14 protein-coding genes are annotated in these 21190 nt (G+C 39.5%); 2 read left to right on the top strand and 12 right to left on the bottom strand.

Annotated elements, in window-relative coordinates; all coding sequences use genetic code 11:
- The first annotated feature begins 382 nt into the window (after nucleotides 1–382).
- A complete protein-coding gene (locus tag A7A69_RS12145; RefSeq protein ID WP_120368718.1) occupies nucleotides 383–1036 on the top strand; it encodes a YqiJ family protein in 654 nt (217 codons plus the stop codon).
- Nucleotides 1037–1047: 11 nt separating this feature from the next.
- A complete protein-coding gene (locus tag A7A69_RS12150; protein ID WP_152877800.1) occupies nucleotides 1048–2763 on the top strand; it encodes a flotillin family protein in 1716 nt (571 codons plus the stop codon).
- A 58-nt stretch (nucleotides 2764–2821) separates the two neighbouring features.
- Here the strand turns inward: A7A69_RS12150 and A7A69_RS12155 are convergent, their stop codons facing one another.
- The 12 genes from A7A69_RS12155 to A7A69_RS12215 form a co-directional block, all read right to left on the bottom strand.
- Nucleotides 2822–3442, bottom strand: coding sequence for an OmpW/AlkL family protein (locus tag A7A69_RS12155; RefSeq protein ID WP_152877802.1), 621 nt, complete (start codon nucleotides 3440–3442; stop codon nucleotides 2822–2824).
- 369 nt (nucleotides 3443–3811) lie between these two features.
- Nucleotides 3812–4288, bottom strand: a complete 477-nt coding sequence (gene pgaD, locus A7A69_RS12160) for a poly-beta-1,6-N-acetyl-D-glucosamine biosynthesis protein PgaD (protein WP_120368715.1) — start codon at nucleotides 4286–4288, stop codon at nucleotides 3812–3814.
- Nucleotides 4278–5546, bottom strand: a complete 1269-nt coding sequence (pgaC, locus tag A7A69_RS12165) for a poly-beta-1,6-N-acetyl-D-glucosamine synthase (protein WP_152877804.1) — start codon at nucleotides 5544–5546, stop codon at nucleotides 4278–4280. Before pgaC ends, pgaD begins: the two co-directional genes overlap by 11 nt.
- Nucleotides 5546–7372, bottom strand: coding sequence for a poly-beta-1,6-N-acetyl-D-glucosamine N-deacetylase PgaB (gene pgaB, locus A7A69_RS12170; protein WP_152877806.1), 1827 nt, complete (start codon nucleotides 7370–7372; stop codon nucleotides 5546–5548). The genes pgaC and pgaB overlap by 1 nt, the downstream gene beginning before the upstream one ends.
- Entirely contained in the window at nucleotides 7372–9828 is a 2457-nt protein-coding gene (pgaA, locus tag A7A69_RS12175) for a poly-beta-1,6 N-acetyl-D-glucosamine export porin PgaA (RefSeq protein ID WP_152877808.1), read from the bottom strand. The genes pgaB and pgaA overlap by 1 nt, the downstream gene beginning before the upstream one ends.
- 244 nt (nucleotides 9829–10072) lie before the next feature.
- On the bottom strand, nucleotides 10073–10963 hold the full coding sequence (gene sucD / locus A7A69_RS12180; protein WP_120368712.1) for a succinate--CoA ligase subunit alpha: 891 nt from the start codon (nucleotides 10961–10963) through the stop codon (nucleotides 10073–10075).
- 13 nt (nucleotides 10964–10976) lie between these two features.
- Nucleotides 10977–12143, bottom strand: coding sequence for an ADP-forming succinate--CoA ligase subunit beta (gene sucC, locus A7A69_RS12185; protein WP_120368711.1), 1167 nt, complete (start codon nucleotides 12141–12143; stop codon nucleotides 10977–10979).
- A 156-nt stretch (nucleotides 12144–12299) separates the two neighbouring features.
- Nucleotides 12300–13733 carry a dihydrolipoyl dehydrogenase gene (lpdA, locus tag A7A69_RS12190; protein WP_120368710.1) on the bottom strand — a complete coding sequence of 478 codons (1434 nt, stop codon included), beginning with the start codon at nucleotides 13731–13733 and terminating at the stop codon, nucleotides 12300–12302.
- A gap of 60 nt (nucleotides 13734–13793) precedes the next feature.
- Nucleotides 13794–15002 (bottom strand): 2-oxoglutarate dehydrogenase complex dihydrolipoyllysine-residue succinyltransferase, encoded by a 1209-nt coding sequence (gene odhB / locus A7A69_RS12195; RefSeq protein ID WP_120368709.1) that lies wholly within the window; start codon nucleotides 15000–15002, stop codon nucleotides 13794–13796.
- Nucleotides 15002–17842 carry a 2-oxoglutarate dehydrogenase E1 component gene (locus A7A69_RS12200; RefSeq protein WP_120368814.1) on the bottom strand — a complete coding sequence of 947 codons (2841 nt, stop codon included), beginning with the start codon at nucleotides 17840–17842 and terminating at the stop codon, nucleotides 15002–15004. Before A7A69_RS12200 ends, odhB begins: the two co-directional genes overlap by 1 nt.
- A gap of 717 nt (nucleotides 17843–18559) precedes the next feature.
- Nucleotides 18560–19270: a succinate dehydrogenase iron-sulfur subunit gene (locus tag A7A69_RS12210; RefSeq protein WP_004990705.1), complete on the bottom strand. Its 711-nt coding sequence runs from the start codon at nucleotides 19268–19270 to the stop codon at nucleotides 18560–18562.
- 14 nt (nucleotides 19271–19284) lie between these two features.
- A complete protein-coding gene (locus A7A69_RS12215) occupies nucleotides 19285–21183 on the bottom strand; it encodes an FAD-dependent oxidoreductase (RefSeq protein ID WP_120368708.1) in 1899 nt (632 codons plus the stop codon).
- Nucleotides 21184–21190: the final 7 nt, after the last annotated feature.

Here is a 21190-nt window from a genome sequence, read left to right on the forward strand (position 1 = left end):
AATTGATCAACTATAAAATTAGTATAAGCCATGAAGGTTATGAATTTCCCCAATTTCATGACATTTCTCCTTAACCGAACCTGTGTACAACAGATTCGTTGTTCCGCGTAATGATCACCCCAATCATTGCGCTTTTTTTTGTTTAAAATTTACTCTAGTAGTAAATCATATCTTTCAAGTATTGTCTGTTAATTATTCAAAAAATTTTTCCTTTTAATTTTTTATATCTTTGCCTTTTAAAATTAAATCTAAAAAAATTAAAAGGAATAAAATTGATAGGCTTACAATAGACTTTACAAATGATAAATGTTATCGTTTATAATTTACTTATGAGAATATAGTAAGAAAAATAATTTAATTCAAAAAGATAAAGAGCCATTTTATGTTGTGGGAATTGTTTACTCATCCTTCAAATTATATTTTTAGTATCAGTCTAGTGTTGTGTTTTGCCATTGGAATACTTGAGCTGGTTTTGCTTTTGATTGGAGGTTCGTCTCAGGTTTTGGATCAATTTCTTCCAGAGCAATTAAACGATTACCAGCCCAATGTCGATTTAGACGCAGATCAGAGCATGTTCTGGCAATTTTTTGACTGGCTGTATCTGGGCAGAATCCCTTTACTAATCTGGTTAATTGTCTTTCTTACGACTTATGCCCTGACAGGTTTCATCATTCAGGGAACGTTTTATACATTTACTGAACATTTTTTTTCAGTTTGGCTGATTGCACCTGCTGTACTTTTTCTCGCTATGCCTTTTGTACGCTGGGCTTCTGCATTGATTAGCAAAATAATTCCTAAAGATGAAACCACGGCAATTTTCAGTGAAGATTTAATCGGACATCAGGCAAAAATTATTTTAGGGATCGCCCAAGCGAACTCACCCGCTCAGGCCAAAGTGAAAGATCAATTCGGACAAACTCACTATGTATTGGTCGAACCAGAACAAGACGAAATTTTTCAACAAGGACAAACTGTTACTTTAACTCGAAAAACCAAGTTTGGTTTTCAAGCGATTTCTCAACATACAAATGATTAAGAGACAATAATATGTTTAATTCTGCTCTTTTTGAGATTCTCATCATTGCTGGCATTATTCTTGTTGCCCTTGTGATTATTGGCATAATTATCGCCCGTCTTTATCGACGCTCTAGTAAGGAAGTCTCTTTTGTGCGCACAGGTTTTGGTGGCGAAAAAGTGATTTTAAATGGCGGCGCAATTGTACTTCCTGTTTTGCATGAAATTATTCCAGTCAATATGAACACCTTACGGTTAGAAGTAAAACGTGCAGCGGATCAGGCACTCATCACACGTGATCGCATGCGTGTAGATGTCATGGCTGAGTTCTATGTCCGTGTTAAACCAACAGCTGAATCTATTGCGACAGCAGCACAAACCCTGGGTAAAAAAACCATGTCGCCACAGGAACTCAAAGATCTGGTGGAAGGTAAATTTGTAGACTCTTTACGTGCCGTTGCGGCTGAAATGGCGATGGAAGAACTCCATGAAAAACGAGTCGACTTTGTACAAAAAGTACAACAGGTTGTGTCTGAAGATTTATTTAAAAATGGTCTGGAACTGGAGACCGTTTCTTTGACTGGACTAGATCAAACCAGCTTTAAGTTTTTCAATCCCCAAAATGCATTTGATGCAGAAGGTTTGACCAAACTAACCGAAACCATTGAAGATCGTCGTAAAAAGCGCAATGACATTGAGCAGGATGCCGATTTGGCGATTAAAGCCAAGAACCTTGAAACTGAACAGGCTCGTTTACAAATTTTACGTGAAGAAGAATATGCGAAATTGCAACAAGAACGTGAAATTTCGATTCGTCGTGCTGAGCAACTTGCAGAAATTGCGTCGCAAGAAGCAGCTAAAAAACGTGAGGCAGAAGAAGCTCGAATTGCAGCTGAACGTGAAGTTGAAATTAAACGCATTGCTTCTGCTCGTGATGTAGAAAATGAAAATATCTTAAAAGCGCAATTGATCCAAAAAGCGCAGGTTGAACAGAAAAAAACCATTGAACTTGCAGAGCAGGATCGTGCAATTGCGATTGCTGAAAAATCTCGAGCTGAATCGGAAGCCAAAGCATTGGCAGATCAGGCTCGTGCAGCAGCAGTGAAAGCTGAAGAAGAAGTATTAACCGTACGTGAAACACAACGTGCAGAACGTGAAAAAGCGGTTGAGTTGGTAGCAGCTAAACAGGCAGCCGAAAAAGATGCGATTGCCATTACTGTTGCAGCAGAAGCATCTAAACAAGCAGCGGTAGACGATGCAGAAGCAGTGAGAATAGCCGCTGAAGCTGAGGCTGAAAAAATACGTTTAAAAGCCAAAGGTGAATCCGATGCCAAAATGTTACTCGCTCAGGCTCAAGAGAAACAATATCGGGTCGATGCCGAAGGTACTCGCGCAGTCAATGAAGCATCTAATGTTTTATCGACCGAGCAAGTTGAAATGCAAATTCGCCTTGCTTTGATGAAATATTTGCCTGAAATTATTCGTGAGAGCGTTAAACCAATGGAAAATATTGATGACATTAAAATTTTGCAAGTGAATGGTTTAAATGGTTTCGCAAGCAGCGCTAATAGCACAGAAAGTCAGGAAAATACACAAACATCTTTGTCTGATCAGGTCGTTAACAGCGCGCTGCGTTATCGTTCTCAAGCGCCTTTAATTGACAGTTTGATGAATGAGTTAGGTTTACAAGGGGGTGATATGAATGGTTTTACTCAAAGTTTAAAGTCACAACTGCATAAAGAACAATAAAACTTATTTAGATGAAAATGCGATTCCAAATTCGCATTTTCATCAAGTTAAATTGATATTAAAAACGATAACTATAACCAATGGTATAAACCACAGGATTGACATCCAGTCGCCCAATCTTTTGCCCATCAAGTTTGACATCACTTTCTACTTGTGCATAACGCACGTCAGCAAAGACACCCCAGTTTTTAGCATCTGCTGGTTGAAAATTAAACCCGATCTGGCCTGCATAACCATAAGTGACATCTGCTTTCAGCTTGGCATCACTTCCAATTAATTTTTCATCCCACGGAATCGCTACGGTAAGCCCTGCCCCAATATAAGGCGTAAAACGTGTGGAGTTTCTAAAATGATACTTGGCAGTAAGTGTGGGTGGCAAATGTTTAAACTTGGCAGCTTCTACCCCGTTCAATTGTATATCATGTTGAAACGGCGCAAGAGCAAGTAATAATTCTGCGGAAAAGGGAGAGTCTCCAAAAAAATACTCAACTGACGGTGTCGCATTAAATTCATTACTAACATCGGCCTTAGCACCTGCCAACACACCATTATCATGTGCAGGAGCGAGAAAACTACCGCCCACTTTGATCTGCCAGTTTTCAGCATGGGTAATGGGGACAAATCCCAGAGTAACGACGGTAACGAGCAACCATTTATATCGATTTAAATCTGTAAGCATGCTTACCTCTATCATTTTAAACGCTGATTTATATGTCAACCCAAACAGCTATTAGTCTCAAAATAAATTACATCTAAGATTGATTTTTCTTGGGTTCAATCATTTGGAATGACATATTCTATTATTTGGTTTAGACACTTTAATCAGATTATTTTTTTGATAGAAATAATTAATCAACATTTATTTATCTTAAAATTTCAAATAATAAAAACATGATAAGTTTAACTTTTTCATTTATATTGGTCTTTAAAATATTTCATATTATTTAGTTATTATGTTGAATTTTAACAATTATTTAAAAATTTAAATTAAAAAGGATATTTTAGATTCTAAAATACCCTTTTTAGGAAATGTGTCAGATTCATTTTATCAATCAGATTGATATCTAACCAAATTTCCATGATCATCAAAATGCAATGTCATATTTTTTGTATTTTTCATTATATGAATATCTTGCGTACTCACATTGAAACTTTGTGCAATTTTAGCTTCTGTAGCTGGCTCTGGGAATGTACGTCTTTGAACATTATAAAAACGTATCCAATTATACGATGCCCATACCAACAGGAACAGAATTAAAATAGTAATGCAGCCAGCCAACATATAAAGACTGTATCGGCCATTATTATTTATTGATAAAAACAATTGCTTATAGATATTTTGCCCTTCAAACCACCATAAAAAAATAGTAAAAAGCGGCATAATTAGCCACATCCATAAAGTCCAACCAAGGATTTGTAAGGAAAAGCCTGCCAATTTATTTTTCACATATTCTGGTCGATCAATATATTGTGGAATATCTAATGATTGCTGATCAGTATTTAAATGAGTTTGTTCATTTTTCATATTCTTTCTCTGCTCCAAAACCACGATCAGGACTCACCCAACGCGCCCGCTTCTGAGTTTTAAAAATAGTTTTAGGTAAAGCGACAACGGTTGATAGCATTGCCAATATCCAGAAAAAAAGCGGATACCAGATGACCCAAAAATAATTGCGAAAATGTCGGCGATCATATTGCCGATCGATGAGTAAACTGACTAAGAACTGAATTAAACAGGTGAGACCTAAAATCACCCCATACCACTGTGGTAAAAGTGACTGAATCGCCCACTCTCCGGGTAAGCTAAAAAATAAGCCGTAGAAATATAAAACAAAGATACTAAACATCACATATGCCCAGATCACACTGATCAAAGCTTCAAAAGCAATCGGCCACATACGACGTAGTCGCCATTTAAAAATTTTAGGGACATAAGCAAAAATAACCTCGATGCCACCTTGCGCCCATCGTAAACGTTGTTTCCATAGCCCTTTAAAAGTTTCAGGCATATAAATATAACAAAGTGCCTGTGGCACATAATGTAAGTCCCAATGGTCGAACTGCAATCGCCATGAAACATCAATATCTTCCGTAATCATGTCGTCGCGCCAATAGCCAATACGATCAAGTGCTATTTTACGAAACCCCACGATTGCACCTGACACAGTAAATAAGCGACCGTATGTTCGCTGCGCCCGCTTAATGAGTCCAATAATCGAAGAAAATTCGCCGACTTGAATTTTGCCGAGCACACTGGAACGATTGATAATTCGTGGATTCCCTGTAACTGCACCCACACGAGGGAAAGTGGTCAAATGGTGCATCATCCATAGTACGGTGTAAGGATGCAGCAAGGCATCTCCATCAATACAAACCAAATATTCATAATGACTTACCATAGCACCTGATCTTAAAGCATGCGCCTTCCCCTGATTTTCAGCCAAATGTACAACACGTAACTGTGGATGCTTTTTTTCCAGTTCATTTAATATTTCAGCGGTACGATCAGAACTACCATCATTTACTGCAATGATCTCAAATATTGGATACTGACTTTGCAATGCATATCGAATAGTTTGTCGAACCTGTTTTTCCTCGTTAAAACATGGAATAAGAATACTACAGCCTTCCTGACTTGGAATGGGATGCGCTGGCCGTTTAAATTCGCGTTTAAAGTAAAACCATAAACCACCCGCAATCCATGCCCAAGCCATAAATAATGGATATAAAAATGCAAAACCGAAAACTATATCGCTGAAACGAAGCTGACTTAATTCAAACATTATTTATGCTCCGCTTTAGATTCAATAACATATGGATCTTTATAATTCAGTGCGGAATCATTTAAGCTTAAATCAACGTACAGATTTTCATGAATTGCCCGCCCCTGATTCAGTTGATAACTTGCGACCCCCAGTTTTTGTATGCCTGAAGCCTTAAGCTGTTGATAGGCTTTTTTATATATTTTCCAATCTTTTGCCTGTTTTGCAGATATATCAAAGCCAACCATTAATCGTTGCTTCTGCATATTGGTGAGTTGTTGGCTAGATTTTTCAAAGGCATTGTATGTCTTAGGAGAACGTAAAGGATCTAGTTCGACATAGATTAAATCACTATACATGAGTCCTTGGTCAAGCAATGGTTTCAGACCATCAAATTGGGATATATCAGGTTTTACCTTGAGCACAGTACGGAAATTAGTACTGATATTCACCAATTCATTGGCTTTATTTTTAACTTGCTCTTTGATCTTAAAAATTTGCTGAACATTTTGTTGGCATTGTTGACTCCATTTCTGACCTTGCAGCGCACAATCCATCTGATCTTGTACATTTAGAATCAAGCCATCCAATGAACTATTATTTTTGAATAAGTCCTCAGTTAAACGCGCAAGCGAAATATGCTGTTCAGTTTCTAAATCAAGTGGTAATTCTGTATAAACCTGTTGCCCAATTCTTGTCTTCGCCTGCCAGATAATTCGATTGAGTACATCGTGATAGTGTGGCAATAAAGCAGTCGGGAAAAATGCATTTTGTACTTTCCCATTCTGGTCTTTATCAGAAATTACCTTAAAAATAATTGCATTGGTTTTTAAACTGGCTAATTGATCTAGCATTTGACCCAATTTTTCATCAACTAGCGTTCCATCCGCATTCACTAAATCAGATGGATCAATAGAAATAATACTTTTTCTATTTTTAGAAGGTCGTCTGATATCTTCGAGAAATCTAAGCATTTGAGAATGCAGCTCTTCAGGTACTGGATTTCCCATCACAATTGCACGTTGATATGTCTTTATAGAGCTTTCATGAACTGAAACATCACCTAAACTAAAGGAAAGTGGCAATCCTGCCTGCTTTGCAAGCTGTTCAGTTTCTTTGGTCACAGCCCCGTAAGGCCAGAAGATTGCTTTGGTATCGATGCCTAATTCATGATCTAAAACAGTCTTCGATTTTTTTAAATCATCCAGTATTCTCTGGTGATATACCTCATCGGTTTCGTAGCTTTGTCGTGTAGCTAAATATTGGCGAGTAATTGCTGCGGGTTCCATATTTTGTTGGGGATTTGCCAATATTCCTTTATGTAGATTGTCCGAATGCGAAACAAATTCGACTAAATGGGAGTTTTGCATCTCACGCATCTGCTGCCAGTTCATCAAATTGCCCTGTCCATAAGCCTCGTATGCATCGTAACTATTCCCATTGATCCAACTTGTCACAATCGCAAAAACAGCGGGTAGCTGATACTGCTTAAGTAAAGGATAAACACGGTTGTAGCTACTTAAAGCGCCATCATCAAATGTAAGTAACAGTGCTTTATCAGGTAATGCTACATTATTTTGACGTGCCTGCCAGACATCTTCAAGCCGAATCACTTTCCAGTCAGAGCGTTTTAACCATGCCAGAAACTGACCTAAATTTTTACTACTAATCGCATATGTATCCCGATCACCATTGCTAGCAACATCATCACGTACATCGTGAAACGTCAAAGTCACAAACTGACCCTGTGTATGTAACTCAGCATCTTCTTTGATTTCTTGTGCATGTAGAATTACTGAAGGATTTAAAAAGATAAGAATCATCATTATTTTTAATTTTTTAAGCATTAGAATCGTCCCTCAAAACCGAATTGGGCATATGTTTTATGTTCATTTTCTTCGTCATAAGGATGATTAGACCACCCAATGCCATAGTTCATCGACCACGTTCTAGATAATTGCCAATCATGTCGATACAAAATATTAAATAAAGCTTTGGTTGAATAATCTGCCTGTGAAAATGCACCTGTTCCCACTTCAAAATGTTGGCTAAAATGACGTTCATAATTCCGCCAAGTCATCCAGTCATGCGTTAAAATGACTTCTGCACTATTGCTATAACGCGGATTGAAATAATTGACCTGAATATCAGAGTTTTTATCATACTCATTTCTCAGTGTAAGTCGGGTAATATGATGCGGTGCTTGATAAATCTGTTGGCTGAAATAGCCCACGATTTCATGCCGATGATTACCATCATCAATATCGGTAAATTGATATGCCACACCTGCTTTTCTAGATTCATTGGCTTGCCACAATAACTGCGCCTTATAGGCTTTACCATCATCGCCCTGTTTAAGCGCCTGAAGAGGAATATCTGCTTGACTGTCAAAGCCCAATACATATTGCCAATGATCATTAAGCCACTGTGACCAATCGACTTGAATACCAACATCATTAGAATGAGAACGCTGACTTAATTCCAAATTCGCCCAACGTCGATTATTGGCCCACTCTACGCCGACACCGTAGCGCTCATCCGTTAAATCTTCGCCTCTAAATTCAGCTTTGCGTTGTGCGAGATCGACATACGCACGATAGTCATCGGCAAACCATGGCGTATTAATACGTGTTTGATGTTCCCGCTCAGATGAGCCAGTTAAATTTTGTAAAACTTCTGGCTGATCTGCGCGACTTCTGGAAAACATACTTTGATGCTGAATCGAAGCATGATTTCGATCTTCCAATTCCTTTTTGCTTTGTTGTACACCTGTGTCGTCAGAAGCAATGGCAGTTAATAAGCGGTTTTGTTCACGCCAATCAGCTACACGAGTGAGTGCCTGATTATTTTGCATTTGATTAACCAATGTACTGATCGAAATAGGTTCGATACCATTAAATTGAGACAAAGTCGCCGACGAAGTTAGTGGTTTTTCACGCCAACGTTGGACAGTCGCTAGATTGTTTTGATATCCAACATTATTTGGTGCTTTACTCACTAAAGCTTGAAAATAACGCTCTGCTTTGGCATGTTCATTTCGATAAGCATAATTTAAACCTACGAGTGCCAAATACTCTGCACGGTCTTCATGGGTTGTTTTATCGACCCCTTTGGCTGCACTATAACGAAATGTAGGTAATAGATGATCCATATCCTGTACCAGTTTATTGGCTTCATCAAATTTTTCCTGTTCAATCAAGGCATAATATAAACCCGAGTAAACACTGTAGTCAGGGTAGTTCTTTTCTTTCAATAAACTTTTATACAAATATTCCGCCTGAGCGGGTTGTCTGGTTTTTAAAAATGAATCTGCCGCAGCCTGCCGAACATACGGTGGTATCTGATCATAAGGTTGATCCAGTTTTGCTAAAGCTTGAAGCGCATCTGCATAACGGTTACGAAAACTTAATGCGTAGATGTAGTCATAATAAAACAAACGTTTTAACGTAGGATCTGATGGCAACTCATTTTCATAAGATTGCATTTCAGCAAGCACTTGATCCAAAATAAGATAAGATTCCGTTACTTCTCCCTGATAATTCTTAACCTTATAATATTGAATCGCATTTTTAATTTTTTGTGAAAATTCACGTGTTTTTACAGTATAGCTAATATTAGGAATTTTTTGCTCAAGTTGCTGTTGCTGAATATATTGTTCGGCAGTGCGAAAATCGCTGTTCATCATCAACGCATATATATATTGTTCCTGAATATTGAGACTAGGTTGAGAAGTTGTAATTGCTAAATTTGCTGCGATCAAGGCATCTACAGGCATATCCAGCAACCGATAAGCATATGTAAGCTGAGCCAATTGTTCCGCATTCAAACTTTTTAAGTTAATCGATTTTAATGTCTGTACAGCTTGGGGTTTCTTTTTAGACTCAGCTTGAATAACACCTAATAACAACTGCATATCATTAGAAGATTGACGTTGATTAAACTGTTTCGCGTATTGTTCCGCAAGATCAAGTTGCTTTAAATCACGTAAAGCCTTAATCAAAACTAGCTGTCCGTATTCTGGATAGGTTTTTAAATCTAAATTCTTAAGTAAGCTGATCTGCCCCACTCCAAAGGCATGGTTCTGATAAAGAATAATAATATAATCAGCTAGAAGCCTTTGATCATTCGGGTATCGCGCTCTCAAGCTTTCTAGTTTTGCAATGCCTGTCTCAATTTTGCCCTGCTTAATTTCAGCAATAATCGCTTCACGTTGTTGATCCTGTGGAGTTGAGGCAAAGCTAATAATGGATATTGAACACAAACTAATGATTGTGACAGATCGAAAATTTATTTTTTTTGTCATTAGGCCCATATTTATCTCTTTAATTAAAAGTACAAAATTATAATTATGTACACCGCAATAATGCCAATTTAATCACATTTTATTAAATATCTGTTAAATTATTTAACATTATTCTTGTTTTTATAGCTTTTTTTATTAAAAATCAATATCGAAACAAATTCAACTCAATTGTTTTAAATCAATAAAAAACCTCACTATTGAGCTTCAATAGCGAGGTTTTTTTAATCGAAGTTAGTTTAAAAAATTAAACCAAACCTTTCTCTTTCAATACTTGAAGCATAGTTGAGCCAAGCTCTGCTGGACTACGTGTATACGCCATGCCTGCTTTTTCAAATGCTGCAAATTTCTCTTCAGCAGTACCTTTACCACCCGAAATAATTGCACCTGCATGACCCATACGCTTACCTTTAGGTGCTGTTACACCTGCGATATAGCCAACAACAGGCTTGGTTACATTTGACTGGATATATTCAGCAGCTTCTTCTTCTGCTGTACCACCAATCTCACCAATCATGATAATTGCATCTGTATCAGGATCATCTTGGAACAATTTAAGTGCATCAATCTGGTTCATACCTGGAATTGGGTCACCCCCAATACCGATACATGTAGACTGACCTAAGCCAAGCTTAGTCGTTTGAGCAACTGCTTCATAAGTCAATGTACCAGAACGTGAGATAATTCCGATACGACCTGGTTGATGAATATGACCTGGCATAATCCCAATTTTGCATTCGCCTGGTGTAATCACACCTGGACAGTTAGGACCAACCAAACGAGTACCATTGCCATTAGTTTCAAGGTAACGTTTTGCTTTCAACATATCTAGAGTTGGAACACCTTCAGTGATCACAACGATCAGACCAACACCTGAGTCAACTGCTTCAACAATTGAATCTAAAACGAAAGGTGCTGGTACATAAATTACAGAAGCATCTGCACCTGTTTCACGTACTGCATCTTTCATTGTGTTGAAAACAGGTAGGTCAAGATGAGTCGTTCCACCTTTACCTGGTGTTACACCACCCACAACTTTAGTGCCGTACTCAAGCGCTTGAGCTGAGTGAAACGTACCGTTTTTACCAGTAAAGCCTTGTACCAATACTTTAGTGTCTTTATTAATTAATACGCTCATGATTGATACTCCCTTAGCCTTTTACCGCAGCAACAATTTTTTCTGCCGCATCAGATAAACCGTTAGCAGAAGTTAATTTCAAACCAGATTCATCAAGGATTTTTGCACCAAGTTCAGCATTGTTCCCTTCTAAACGAACAACCACTGGAACTGTTACATTCACCTCTTGAACGGCTGCAATAATTGCTTCAGCAATCATGTCACAACGTACAATACCACCGAAGATGTTAATTAAAACACCTTGCACAGAAGTATCCGCAAGAATCAATTTAAACGCTTCAATCACACGCTCTTTGGTTGCACCACCACCTACATCCAGGAAGTTCGCAGGTTGACCACCATATAGCTTAATGATGTCCATGGTTGCCATCGCAAGACCAGCACCATTCACCATACAACCAATGTTACCTTCAAGCGCAACATAATTAAGTTCAAATTCAGATGCTTTTAATTCACGCTCATTCTCTTGCGATTTATCACGAGATGCTGCGATTTCTGGTAAACGATACAATGCATTTGAATCAATACCAATTTTGGCATCCACTGCCAAAATTTCACCATTTTCACGCACTGAAAGTGGATTAATTTCAAATAATGCAAAATCATTTTCTACAAATGCTTGATACGCACCTGTCATTAATTTAACAAATTGATTCACTTGTTTATCTTTTAAACCCAATGCAAACGCAACTTCTCGCGCTTGAAATGGTTGTAATCCTACTAATGGATCGATTGTTGTTTTAATAATTTTTTCTGGAGTTTCTTCAGCAACTTTCTCGATTTCTACGCCACCTTCGGTTGAAGACATAAACGTTACACGACGGGTAGAACGGTCTACAACCGCACCCAAATATAACTCACGTTCAACAGGGTAGACATCTTCACAAACCAACACACTATTTACAGGTTGGCCATTTGCATCAGTTTGATAAGTAACAAGGTTCTTACCAATCAATTCATTCGCGACTTCAGCCGCTTCTTCTTTTGACTTAACGACTTTCACACCGCCAGCTTTACCACGACCACCAGCATGTACTTGCGCTTTAATGACGGCAAATTTACCACCAAGTTGTTCAAATGCTGCTACTGCTTCTGCAGCGTTTTTTGCAAGAATCCCTTCTTGGACTGGTACTCCGTATTTTTTCAACAACGCTTTGGCTTGATACTCATGTAAGTTCATTTAGTTACCTATTTTTACTTCTGCCCTTATTAATAACGAACCAATAATTAAACATCCTTCACAGTAATATTGGTTGTTATGTTCTTTTTATTATCCACAATAGTGACTACTGTGAATAATGAGAAAAGAGCGGATTAACCGCTCTTTTTAATAAAATTATTTACGTTTACGTTGAATCGCATGGATGGCACGACCATCGACTGCGAGTGCAGCTTCATGCACCACTTCAGAGTAAGTTGGATGACCGAAAGTCATTAACTGTAGATCTTCAACTGATGACACAAATTCAAGTGCAATCATGCCTTGATGTACAATATCAGAAGCACTAGGGCCAATGACATGCATACCTAACAAACGATCTGTTTTTGCATCAGCAACAAATTTCACAAAACCTGAAGCTTCACCTGCTGCTAAAGCACGGCCATTGACTGCAAATGGAAATTGACCCGTTTTAACTTCATGGCCGTTTTCTTTCGCTGCTTCTTCAGTTAGACCGACCCAAGCTGCCTCAGGGTGGGTATAAATCACACTAATAATGGTGTCATAGTTTACTTGTGCGGCATGTCCGTGAATACGCTCCACAGCCATCACACCCTCTTCCATGGCTTTATGCGCAAGCATTGGTCCACGTACCAAGTCACCAATCGCATAAACACCTTCTACAGATGTTAAGCATTGATCATTTACTTCAACAAAACCACGATCAGTCAGTTTAATACCAGAATCTTCTGCCAATAAACCTTCGGCATATGGTTTACGACCTACACAAACAATCAATTTATCAAAAGCTTGTTCTTTGTCTTCACCGCCCTGATTATATTTAACAGTCACTTCACGGCCGTTAACTGCAGTACCAGATACTTTAGCGCCAATACGAATGTCTAAACCTTGTTTAGTCAGAATTTTCTGAAATTCTTTAGACAACGCTTTATCAGCCATAGGCAAGAATGCATCTAATGCTTCAAAGACAACAACTTCAGAACCTAGGCGACGCCATACTGAACCAAGTTCAAGACCAATAACACCTGCACCAATGACACCTAAGCGCTTAGGTACTTCTGCAAATTCAAGTGCGCCAGTTGAATCAACAATTAAGTCTTCATCAACCGCTGCAACTGGAATATTTACAGGTACAGAACCAGACGCAAGAATGACATATTTTGGTTCTAAAATTTGAGCTTCACCTTCAAACGGTGTGAACTCAACTTTCTTACCTGCAAGCAATTTACCAGAACCCTGTAACCACTCAATGCCATTACCTTTAAGTAATTGAGCAACACCGCCTGTTAAGTTATCAACAACTTTATCTTTACGGGTCAACATTTTTGCAATGTCGATATTCACTTCACCTGTGGTAATTCCGTGATCACCCAAATGATGAAGAGTATCTTCATAGTGATGTGAAGAATCTAACAATGCTTTAGAAGGGATACAACCTACGTTTAAGCAAGTACCGCCTAAAGATGGTTTACCTTTATGAATACGTTTTTCAATACAAGCAACTTTAAAACCAAGTTGCGCAGCACGAATTGCTGCTTCATAGCCACCTGGGCCACCGCCAATTACAACAAGATCAAACTGTTGAGACATTGTTATCTCCAAGCCTCAGATAGAGGATCGCTCTATCTGAGTTTTATGATTCACAAGAAATTAAAGATCAAGAATAAGTTTTGCAGGTTCTTCCAACAATTCTTTAATCGTTACCAAGAAACCTACAGCTTCTTTACCATCGATTAAACGATGGTCATAAGACAATGCAAGATACATCATTGGTAGAATTTGAACCTGACCATTCACTGCCATTGGACGCTCTTGGATCTTATGCATACCCAAAATTGCAGTTTGTGGCGGGTTGATAATTGGTGTAGAAAGTAACGAACCGAAAGTACCACCGTTAGTAATGGTAAAAGTACCGCCTGTCATTTCTTCAATTGAAAGTTTACCGTCACGCGCTTTTGCAGCGTAAGCACCAATACCATTTTCAACTTCTGCGTAGTTCATACGGTCAGTATCACGTAGTACTGGAACGACTAGACCACGATCAGAAGATACCGCAACACCTACATCATAGTAACCGTGATAAACAATATCATCGCCATCAATTGATGCATTTACCGCAGGATAACGCTTAAGTGCTTCAGTGGCTGCTTTTACAAAGAACGACATAAAGCCAAGACGCGCACCATGACGCTTTTCAAAAGCATCTTTGTACTGCTTGCGCATTTCCATCACAGGCTTCATGTTCACTTCGTTAAACGTTGTTAACATTGCTGTTTCTTGAGTCGCAGAAAGTAAACGCTCAGCCACTCGTTTACGAAGACGTGTCATAGGAACACGTTTTTCGATACGCTCACCAACAGCAACACTTAATGGCTGTGCAGCAGGCTTAGTTTGATGGTTGGCAACATCTTCTTTAGTGATACGACCGCCACGACCTGTACCTTGTACATCGGCAGGATTCACACCAGATTCAGTCAATGCTTTGCGAACAGCAGGCGCCTGATCAGAAACAGGTTGTGAACGCTCCACCACAGGAGCTGCACCAGCTTCAGTTTTAGCAGCAGCTTGTTCTACTTTCTCTTCACTTTGAACTGCTTGAGTAGACGATGCGCCAGAAACTGCACCCTCTTCAAACTGAGCAATCACTTCGTCAGAAAGAACTGTATCACCTTCGTTTTTAACAATCGAAGTAATTTGACCATCTGCAGGAGCAACAACTTCTAAGACAACTTTGTCAGTTTCAATATCACAGATCACTTCGTCACGTGATACCGCTTCCCCTACTTTTTTGTGCCATGTCGCAATTGTCCCGTCCGCAACTGACTCTGGGAATACCGGTGCTTTGATTTCGGTTGCCATTATTTAGTCTCTCCTGATTGGTCAGCCTGAATTGCAAGTGCATCATTGATGAGCTGAGCCTGTTGTTTTGCATGCAAGTAAGCTGAACCACAAGCCGGTGCAGCAGAAGCTTCACGACCTGCGTAGCTAATACGGATTTGTTTACCAGATTTTAATACATCATCATATAAACGAGGTGCGATGAATAACCATGCGCCTTGGTTCTTCGGTTCTTCTTGACACCAAACCAACTCTTTAACGTTTGGATATGCTGCCAGAATTTCCGCCAAACGTTGTTCTGGGTATGGATACAATTGTTCAATACGTACAATTGCAACATTGTTCAATTCTGCTTCACGACGTTTTTCAAGCAAGTCGTAATAAACTTTACCACCACATAACACGATGCGGGTAACGTCAGATTTATTCACTTGATCGACTTCATCAATGACTGTCTGGAATGTACCAGTCGCTAGCTCATCTAAAGTTGAAGTTGCTAATTTATGACGAAGTAAAGACTTTGGTGACATTACGATCATTGGCTTACGAATTGGACGAACAGCCTGACGACGTAATGCATGGAAAATTTGCGCTGGTGTTGTAGGGGTTAATACCTGCATATTTTCTTCAGCACATAACTGCAAGAAACGCTCTAAACGTGCAGAAGAATGTTCAGGACCCTGACCTTCATAACCATGTGGAAGTAGCATGGTTAAACCACAAACACGCTCCCATTTAGTTTCACCAGAAGCAATAAACTGGTCAATCACGACCTGCGCACAGTTGGCAAAGTCACCAAATTGCGCTTCCCAGATGATCAAACCATGTGGGATTGTAGTGGCATAGCCATATTCAAATGCAAGTACAGCTTCTTCAGAAAGAAGTGAGTCATAAATAGCAAAACGTGGCTGATTTTCTTTGACATTACAAAGCGGGATATAAGTAGAACCATCAGTTTGGTTATGCAATTTAGCATGACGATGTGAGAATGTACCACGACCGACATCTTCACCCGTAATACGTACTAGATAGCCTTCATCAATCAAGGTTGCATAAGCAAGAGTTTCAGCAGCACCCCAGTTTAATGGCATTTCGCCCGTTTGCATTTTAAAACGATCATCGATCACTTTAGAAACCTGACGCTGCATCACAAAGCCTTCAGGCAATTTGCGCATGCCTTCGCCTAATGCTTTTAAGCGAACAAGATCAAATGTAGTATCCCAAACATCGGTATAGTCATGACCCAGATAAGGTTTCCAGTCCACAAACATTTTAGTATTAGGTTCTAAAACCAGTGCATTGGCTACATGATTACCAGCTTCTAAATCTGAGCGATAATCCTCAGTCATTTTATCAGCTTCAGCACGGTCAAGAATTTTTTCCTGAACCAATTGATCTGCATACAAAGTACGAGTCGTTGGTTTTTTATTGATGACTTGGTACATCAACGGCTGAGTTGCAGATGGCTCATCTGCCTCGTTATGGCCACGACGGCGATAACAGAACAAATCAATAACCACATCTTTACGGAAAGTATGACGGAAGTCATGTGCCAACTGTGCAATAAAAGCAACCGCTTCTGGATCATCACCATTTACATGGAAAATTGGAGACTGAACCATTTTCGCCACATCTGTACAGTATTCTGTAGAACGGGCATCACGTGGATCTGAAGTAGTAAAACCGACTTGGTTATTGATGATGATATGAACTGTACCACCAACAGTATAACCACGGGTTTGTGACATCTGGAAGGTTTCCTGATTCACACCCTGACCAGCAAATGCAGCATCACCATGCACAATAACTGGCAGCACATCATCACCACCAATATCACGACGACGAACCTGACGTGCACGCACTGAACCCTCAACCACAGGCCCTACAATTTCTAGATGAGATGGGTTAAATGCCAATGCCAAATGCACTTCACCACCAGGTGTCATCACGTTAGATGAAAAACCTTGGTGATACTTCACATCACCTGAACCTTTTTTGTGTAGAGCTTTACCTTCAAACTCACCGAAAAGTTCAGCTGGGTTTTTACCCAAAATATTTACAAGTAGGTTAAGACGACCACGGTGAGGCATCCCAATCACAACTTCTTTACAGCTTACAGAACCAGCACGTTGAATAATTTCATTCATCATTGGGATGAAAGATTCACCACCTTCCAGACCAAATCGTTTAGCACCAACATATTTATTGCCGAGATATTTTTCAAGACCTTCAGCTGCAGTTAATCGCTCTAAAAAGCCTTTTTTCTGATCTTTACTGAAATTGAAATGACCACGTGCACCTTCAAGACGTTGTTGAATCCAGCGCTTTTCTTTGGTATCCACAATGTGCATATATTCTGCACCGATTGAACCACAGTAAGCTCCTTCCATGGCTTCAACCATTTCACCTAAGGTAGCTTCTGTTTTACCAATCGCAAGATTACCTGTATTAAATACAGTATCAAGATCAGACTTGGTTAATCCGTGTGTAGCAAGATCCAAATCAGGTACGTCTTCACGTTTTGCAAGACCTAATGGATCAAGTTTAGCTTTTTGGTGACCACGGTTACGATATGCAGCAATCAGTTGTAAAACGCCAATTTGACGACGTTCATGTTCAGTACTTACTGTACTTTGTACAACAGGCTGAACACGACTTGAATTACGACCTAGTAAAAGGAACTGCTCACGCACTGAACCATGAGGTTGGTCACCCTTAGGGAATTTATCGAAATACTGGCGCCAGTCCTCATCGACGGAGGTTGGGGAGGATAGGTACTGCTCGTAAAGATCTTCAATATACGCTGCACTATCAGCGGAAAGTTCAGTGTCAAGACGCAATGCGTCAGCAACTTCTTGCATTTGTGGACCCATTTCCTATTGCAAAAACATTAGGGTCTGCTTGTTAAGCATACCCATGATTGATAACACCAAATGGTAAAATGGCGTTACTCACCCAATTTGGTACTCAGACCAGTAGGGAACGTTATTACCGCATTGAATTTAACCCAACACAGTGAATGAATCATAACGCCCTGTTTGGCATCATCACTCAAGTTTATACTCGGCGACACCGAGCAATTTTTGCAAATCATCTTGGAAAAAATAAATCATGATTTAGCTTTTCTAAAATGACTTTAATTATATAAAAATTAAGCACAATACCCACATCATGCCTGCAAGAACATAGATAATATTATGCTCTTTTTTCATATAAAGATTTGTGTCAAATCGTATCATGTTCTCAACAATCGATTGATTTTTTTGACACATACCTCCTATAAATTGGCGAAATACACAAAGCATTTTATCTACTAATATATGGTGCCTTATGTTCAAAATTACAAGCATTTAGACCAAAGTCCTATCACTTTTTTTAAAAAATATAGACTCTGTTAGTTTTTTAACCAGATATAGTCTTCCTATCTAAATATTTTCAAAAAAACATCCTAAAGGAACACTCAATACCTTAGTAGATTTAAAAAAATAGTCCGAATTTCACCCTCTATTCTTAAATAGCAAAATATCAAAAATAAAAAAAAGCGCACATAAATACGTGCGCTTTTTTCTTAAAGGATTTTAACCTGCTTGATCGAGCAACATATTACGGATGTGACCAATTGCCTTCGTTGGGTTCAACCCTTTTGGACAAACAGATACACAGTTCATAATACCTTTACAGCGGAACAAACTGAATGGGTCATCTAAACGAGCCAAACGGTCTTGAGTTGCTGTATCACGCGAATCAATAATGAAGCGGTAAGCATTCAACAATGCAGATGGCCCCAAGAATTTGTCTGGGTTCCACCAAAATGACGGACATGATGTAGAACAACATGCACAAAGAATACACTCATATAAACCATCTAAGTGTTCACGTTCTTCAGGTGACTGTAAACGCTCTTTTGGTGGTGCAGGTTGATTGTTAATCAAAAATGGCTGAATTTTATCGTATTGATCATAGAATTGGTTCATATCAACAACCAAATCTTTAATCACTGGAAGACCAGGCAATGGACGAATCACGATTTTTTCTGGTAAATCGTTCAAATTCCACAAACAAGCCAAACCATTTTTACCATTAATGTTCACACCATCAGAACCACAGATTCCTTCACGACAAGAACGACGGAAAGTGAGTGTTTCATCCTGAACCTTAAGTGCAAGTAGAGCATCAAGCAACATACGATGCTTGTCGGTTAGCTCTAACTTATAAGTTTGCATGTACGGCGCTTTATCCTTATCAGGATCGTAGCGGTAGATTTCGAATGTACGAGTACCTCTACTCATCTTTGTTCTCCCGATTAGAATGTACGTGGTGCAGGTGGAATCGCGTCAACAGTCAGTGGGCTATAACGCACTGGCTTATACTCAAGACGGTTATCTGCCGAATACCAAAGTGTATGCTTCATCCATTCATCATCACGACGACCGTATGGGTAGTTTGGATGATCAGGCGGTAACTCATAATCCACAACCGTATGCGCACCACGACACTCTTTACGTGCGGCAGCAGAAATTAAGGTTGCTTTCGCGACTTCATACAAGTTTTCAACTTCTAAAGCTTCAACACGTGCTGTATTAAATACTTTAGATTTGTCTTTCAAGTGAATATTGCGAACACGTGGTTCAATCGCAAGAATTTGCTTAACACCTTCATCAAGTAATTCCTGAGTACGGAATACTGCTGCGTGGTTTTGAACAATTTCTCGAATCTCATCCGCAACTTCTTGTGCATTTTCACCAGAAGTTGAATCATCTAAATGATGAATACGTTTTAGCGTGTTTTCCAGTACATCTGTAGGAAGTGGCGCATAATCATCACCATGATGTTTAGTCACATAGTCAATGATATGCTCACCCGCAGCTTTACCAAAAACCACAAGGTCAAGCAATGAGTTTGTACCTAGACGGTTAGCACCATGAACTGATACACAAGAACATTCACCAATTGCATAAAAGCCTTTAACAGGTTTTACGAAATCGGGACAGTTAGTCTCAAAAGTATATTCTTTAGTATCGTTGTTATAGTTGGTTTCCAAATGCAGATTTTCAGTTGCAACTGGAACCACAACCTGACCATGAATATTGGTCGGGATACCACCCATTTGATAATGGATCGTTGGGACAACCGGAATTGGCTCTTTGGTGATATCTACATTCGCGAATTTTTTACCAATCTCAAATACAGATGGTAAACGCTTCATGATAGTTTCAACACCCAAGTGAGTCATATCGAGTAAGATATAATCCGCCTTAGGACCACAACCACGACCTTCTTTAATTTCCTGATCCATAGAACGAGAAACGAAGTCACGCGGTGCCAAGTCTTTCAACGTTGGAGCATAACGCTCCATGAATGGTTCGCCGTCTTTATTACGAAGGATTGCACCTTCACCACGACAACCTTCAGTTAACAGTACGCCTGCACCTGCCACACCTGTTGGGTGGAATTGCCAGAATTCCATATCTTGCAATGGAATACCTGCACGTGCCGCCATGCCCAAGCCATCACCTGTGTTGATGTAAGCATTGGTTGATGCACGATAAACACGACCTGCCCCACCTGTAGCAAACAGGGTCGCTTTTGCTTGGAACACTGCAACGTTACCAGTTTCCTGATCGTAAGCAGTTACACCAAGCACATCGCCTTCTTCATTACGAATAAGATCCAAAGCGATCCATTCAACAAAGAATTGAGTACCCATTTTTACGTTGCTTTGATAAAGCGTATGTAAAAGTGCGTGACCCGTACGGTCAGCAGCAGCACAAGCACGTGGAACTGGTTTGTCACCATAGTTTGCAGAGTGACCACCAAACGGACGTTGGTAAATTGTACCATCGGCATTACGGTCAAAAGGCATACCCAAGTGTTCAAGTTCATAAACAACTTTAGGTGCTTCACGCGTCATAAACTCAATCGCGTCTTGATCACCTAACCAGTCAGAACCTTTTACTGTGTCATAAAAGTGGAAATGCCAGTTATCTTCCTGCATGTTACCTAACGATGCACCAATACCGCCCTGAGCAGCAACTGTATGCGAACGTGTCGGGAACACTTTGGTCAGCACGGCAACTTTCAGACCTGCTTGAGCAAGTTGATAAGCAGCACGCATACCTGAACCACCACCACCAACGATGACAGCATCGAAAGTGAGGTTTTGGATATTTGAATAATCTTCTTTAGGGGTAATCGCGCCCATGATGTCT

Origin of the sequence: Acinetobacter guerrae (assembly GCF_009372255.1) — a bacterium.
Lineage (GTDB): Bacteria > Pseudomonadota > Gammaproteobacteria > Pseudomonadales > Moraxellaceae > Acinetobacter > Acinetobacter guerrae.

What these genes read in the sequence shown, in the direction of transcription:
- A7A69_RS12215 (WP_120368708.1), bottom strand. Translation starts at nt 21,183, where the DNA reads ATGGGCGCGATTACCCCTAAAGAAGATTATTCAAATATCCAAAACCTC.
- A7A69_RS12200 (WP_120368814.1), bottom strand. Translation starts at nt 17,842, where the DNA reads ATGCAAGAAGTTGCTGACGCATTGCGTCTTGACACTGAACTTTCCGCT.
- pgaB (WP_152877806.1), bottom strand. Translation starts at nt 7,372, where the DNA reads ATGCTTAAAAAATTAAAAATAATGATGATTCTTATCTTTTTAAATCCT.
- sucD (WP_120368712.1), bottom strand. Translation starts at nt 10,963, where the DNA reads ATGAGCGTATTAATTAATAAAGACACTAAAGTATTGGTACAAGGCTTT.
- sucC (WP_120368711.1), bottom strand. Translation starts at nt 12,143, where the DNA reads ATGAACTTACATGAGTATCAAGCCAAAGCGTTGTTGAAAAAATACGGA.
- pgaC (WP_152877804.1), bottom strand. Translation starts at nt 5,546, where the DNA reads ATGTTTGAATTAAGTCAGCTTCGTTTCAGCGATATAGTTTTCGGTTTT.
- A7A69_RS12145 (WP_120368718.1), top strand. Translation starts at nt 383, where the DNA reads ATGTTGTGGGAATTGTTTACTCATCCTTCAAATTATATTTTTAGTATC.
- lpdA (WP_120368710.1), bottom strand. Translation starts at nt 13,733, where the DNA reads ATGTCTCAACAGTTTGATCTTGTTGTAATTGGCGGTGGCCCAGGTGGC.
- A7A69_RS12155 (WP_152877802.1), bottom strand. Translation starts at nt 3,442, where the DNA reads ATGCTTACAGATTTAAATCGATATAAATGGTTGCTCGTTACCGTCGTT.
- pgaD (WP_120368715.1), bottom strand. Translation starts at nt 4,288, where the DNA reads ATGAAAAATGAACAAACTCATTTAAATACTGATCAGCAATCATTAGAT.
- A7A69_RS12210 (WP_004990705.1), bottom strand. Translation starts at nt 19,270, where the DNA reads ATGAGTAGAGGTACTCGTACATTCGAAATCTACCGCTACGATCCTGAT.
- pgaA (WP_152877808.1), bottom strand. Translation starts at nt 9,828, where the DNA reads ATGACAAAAAAAATAAATTTTCGATCTGTCACAATCATTAGTTTGTGT.
- A7A69_RS12150 (WP_152877800.1), top strand. Translation starts at nt 1,048, where the DNA reads ATGTTTAATTCTGCTCTTTTTGAGATTCTCATCATTGCTGGCATTATT.
- odhB (WP_120368709.1), bottom strand. Translation starts at nt 15,002, where the DNA reads ATGGCAACCGAAATCAAAGCACCGGTATTCCCAGAGTCAGTTGCGGAC.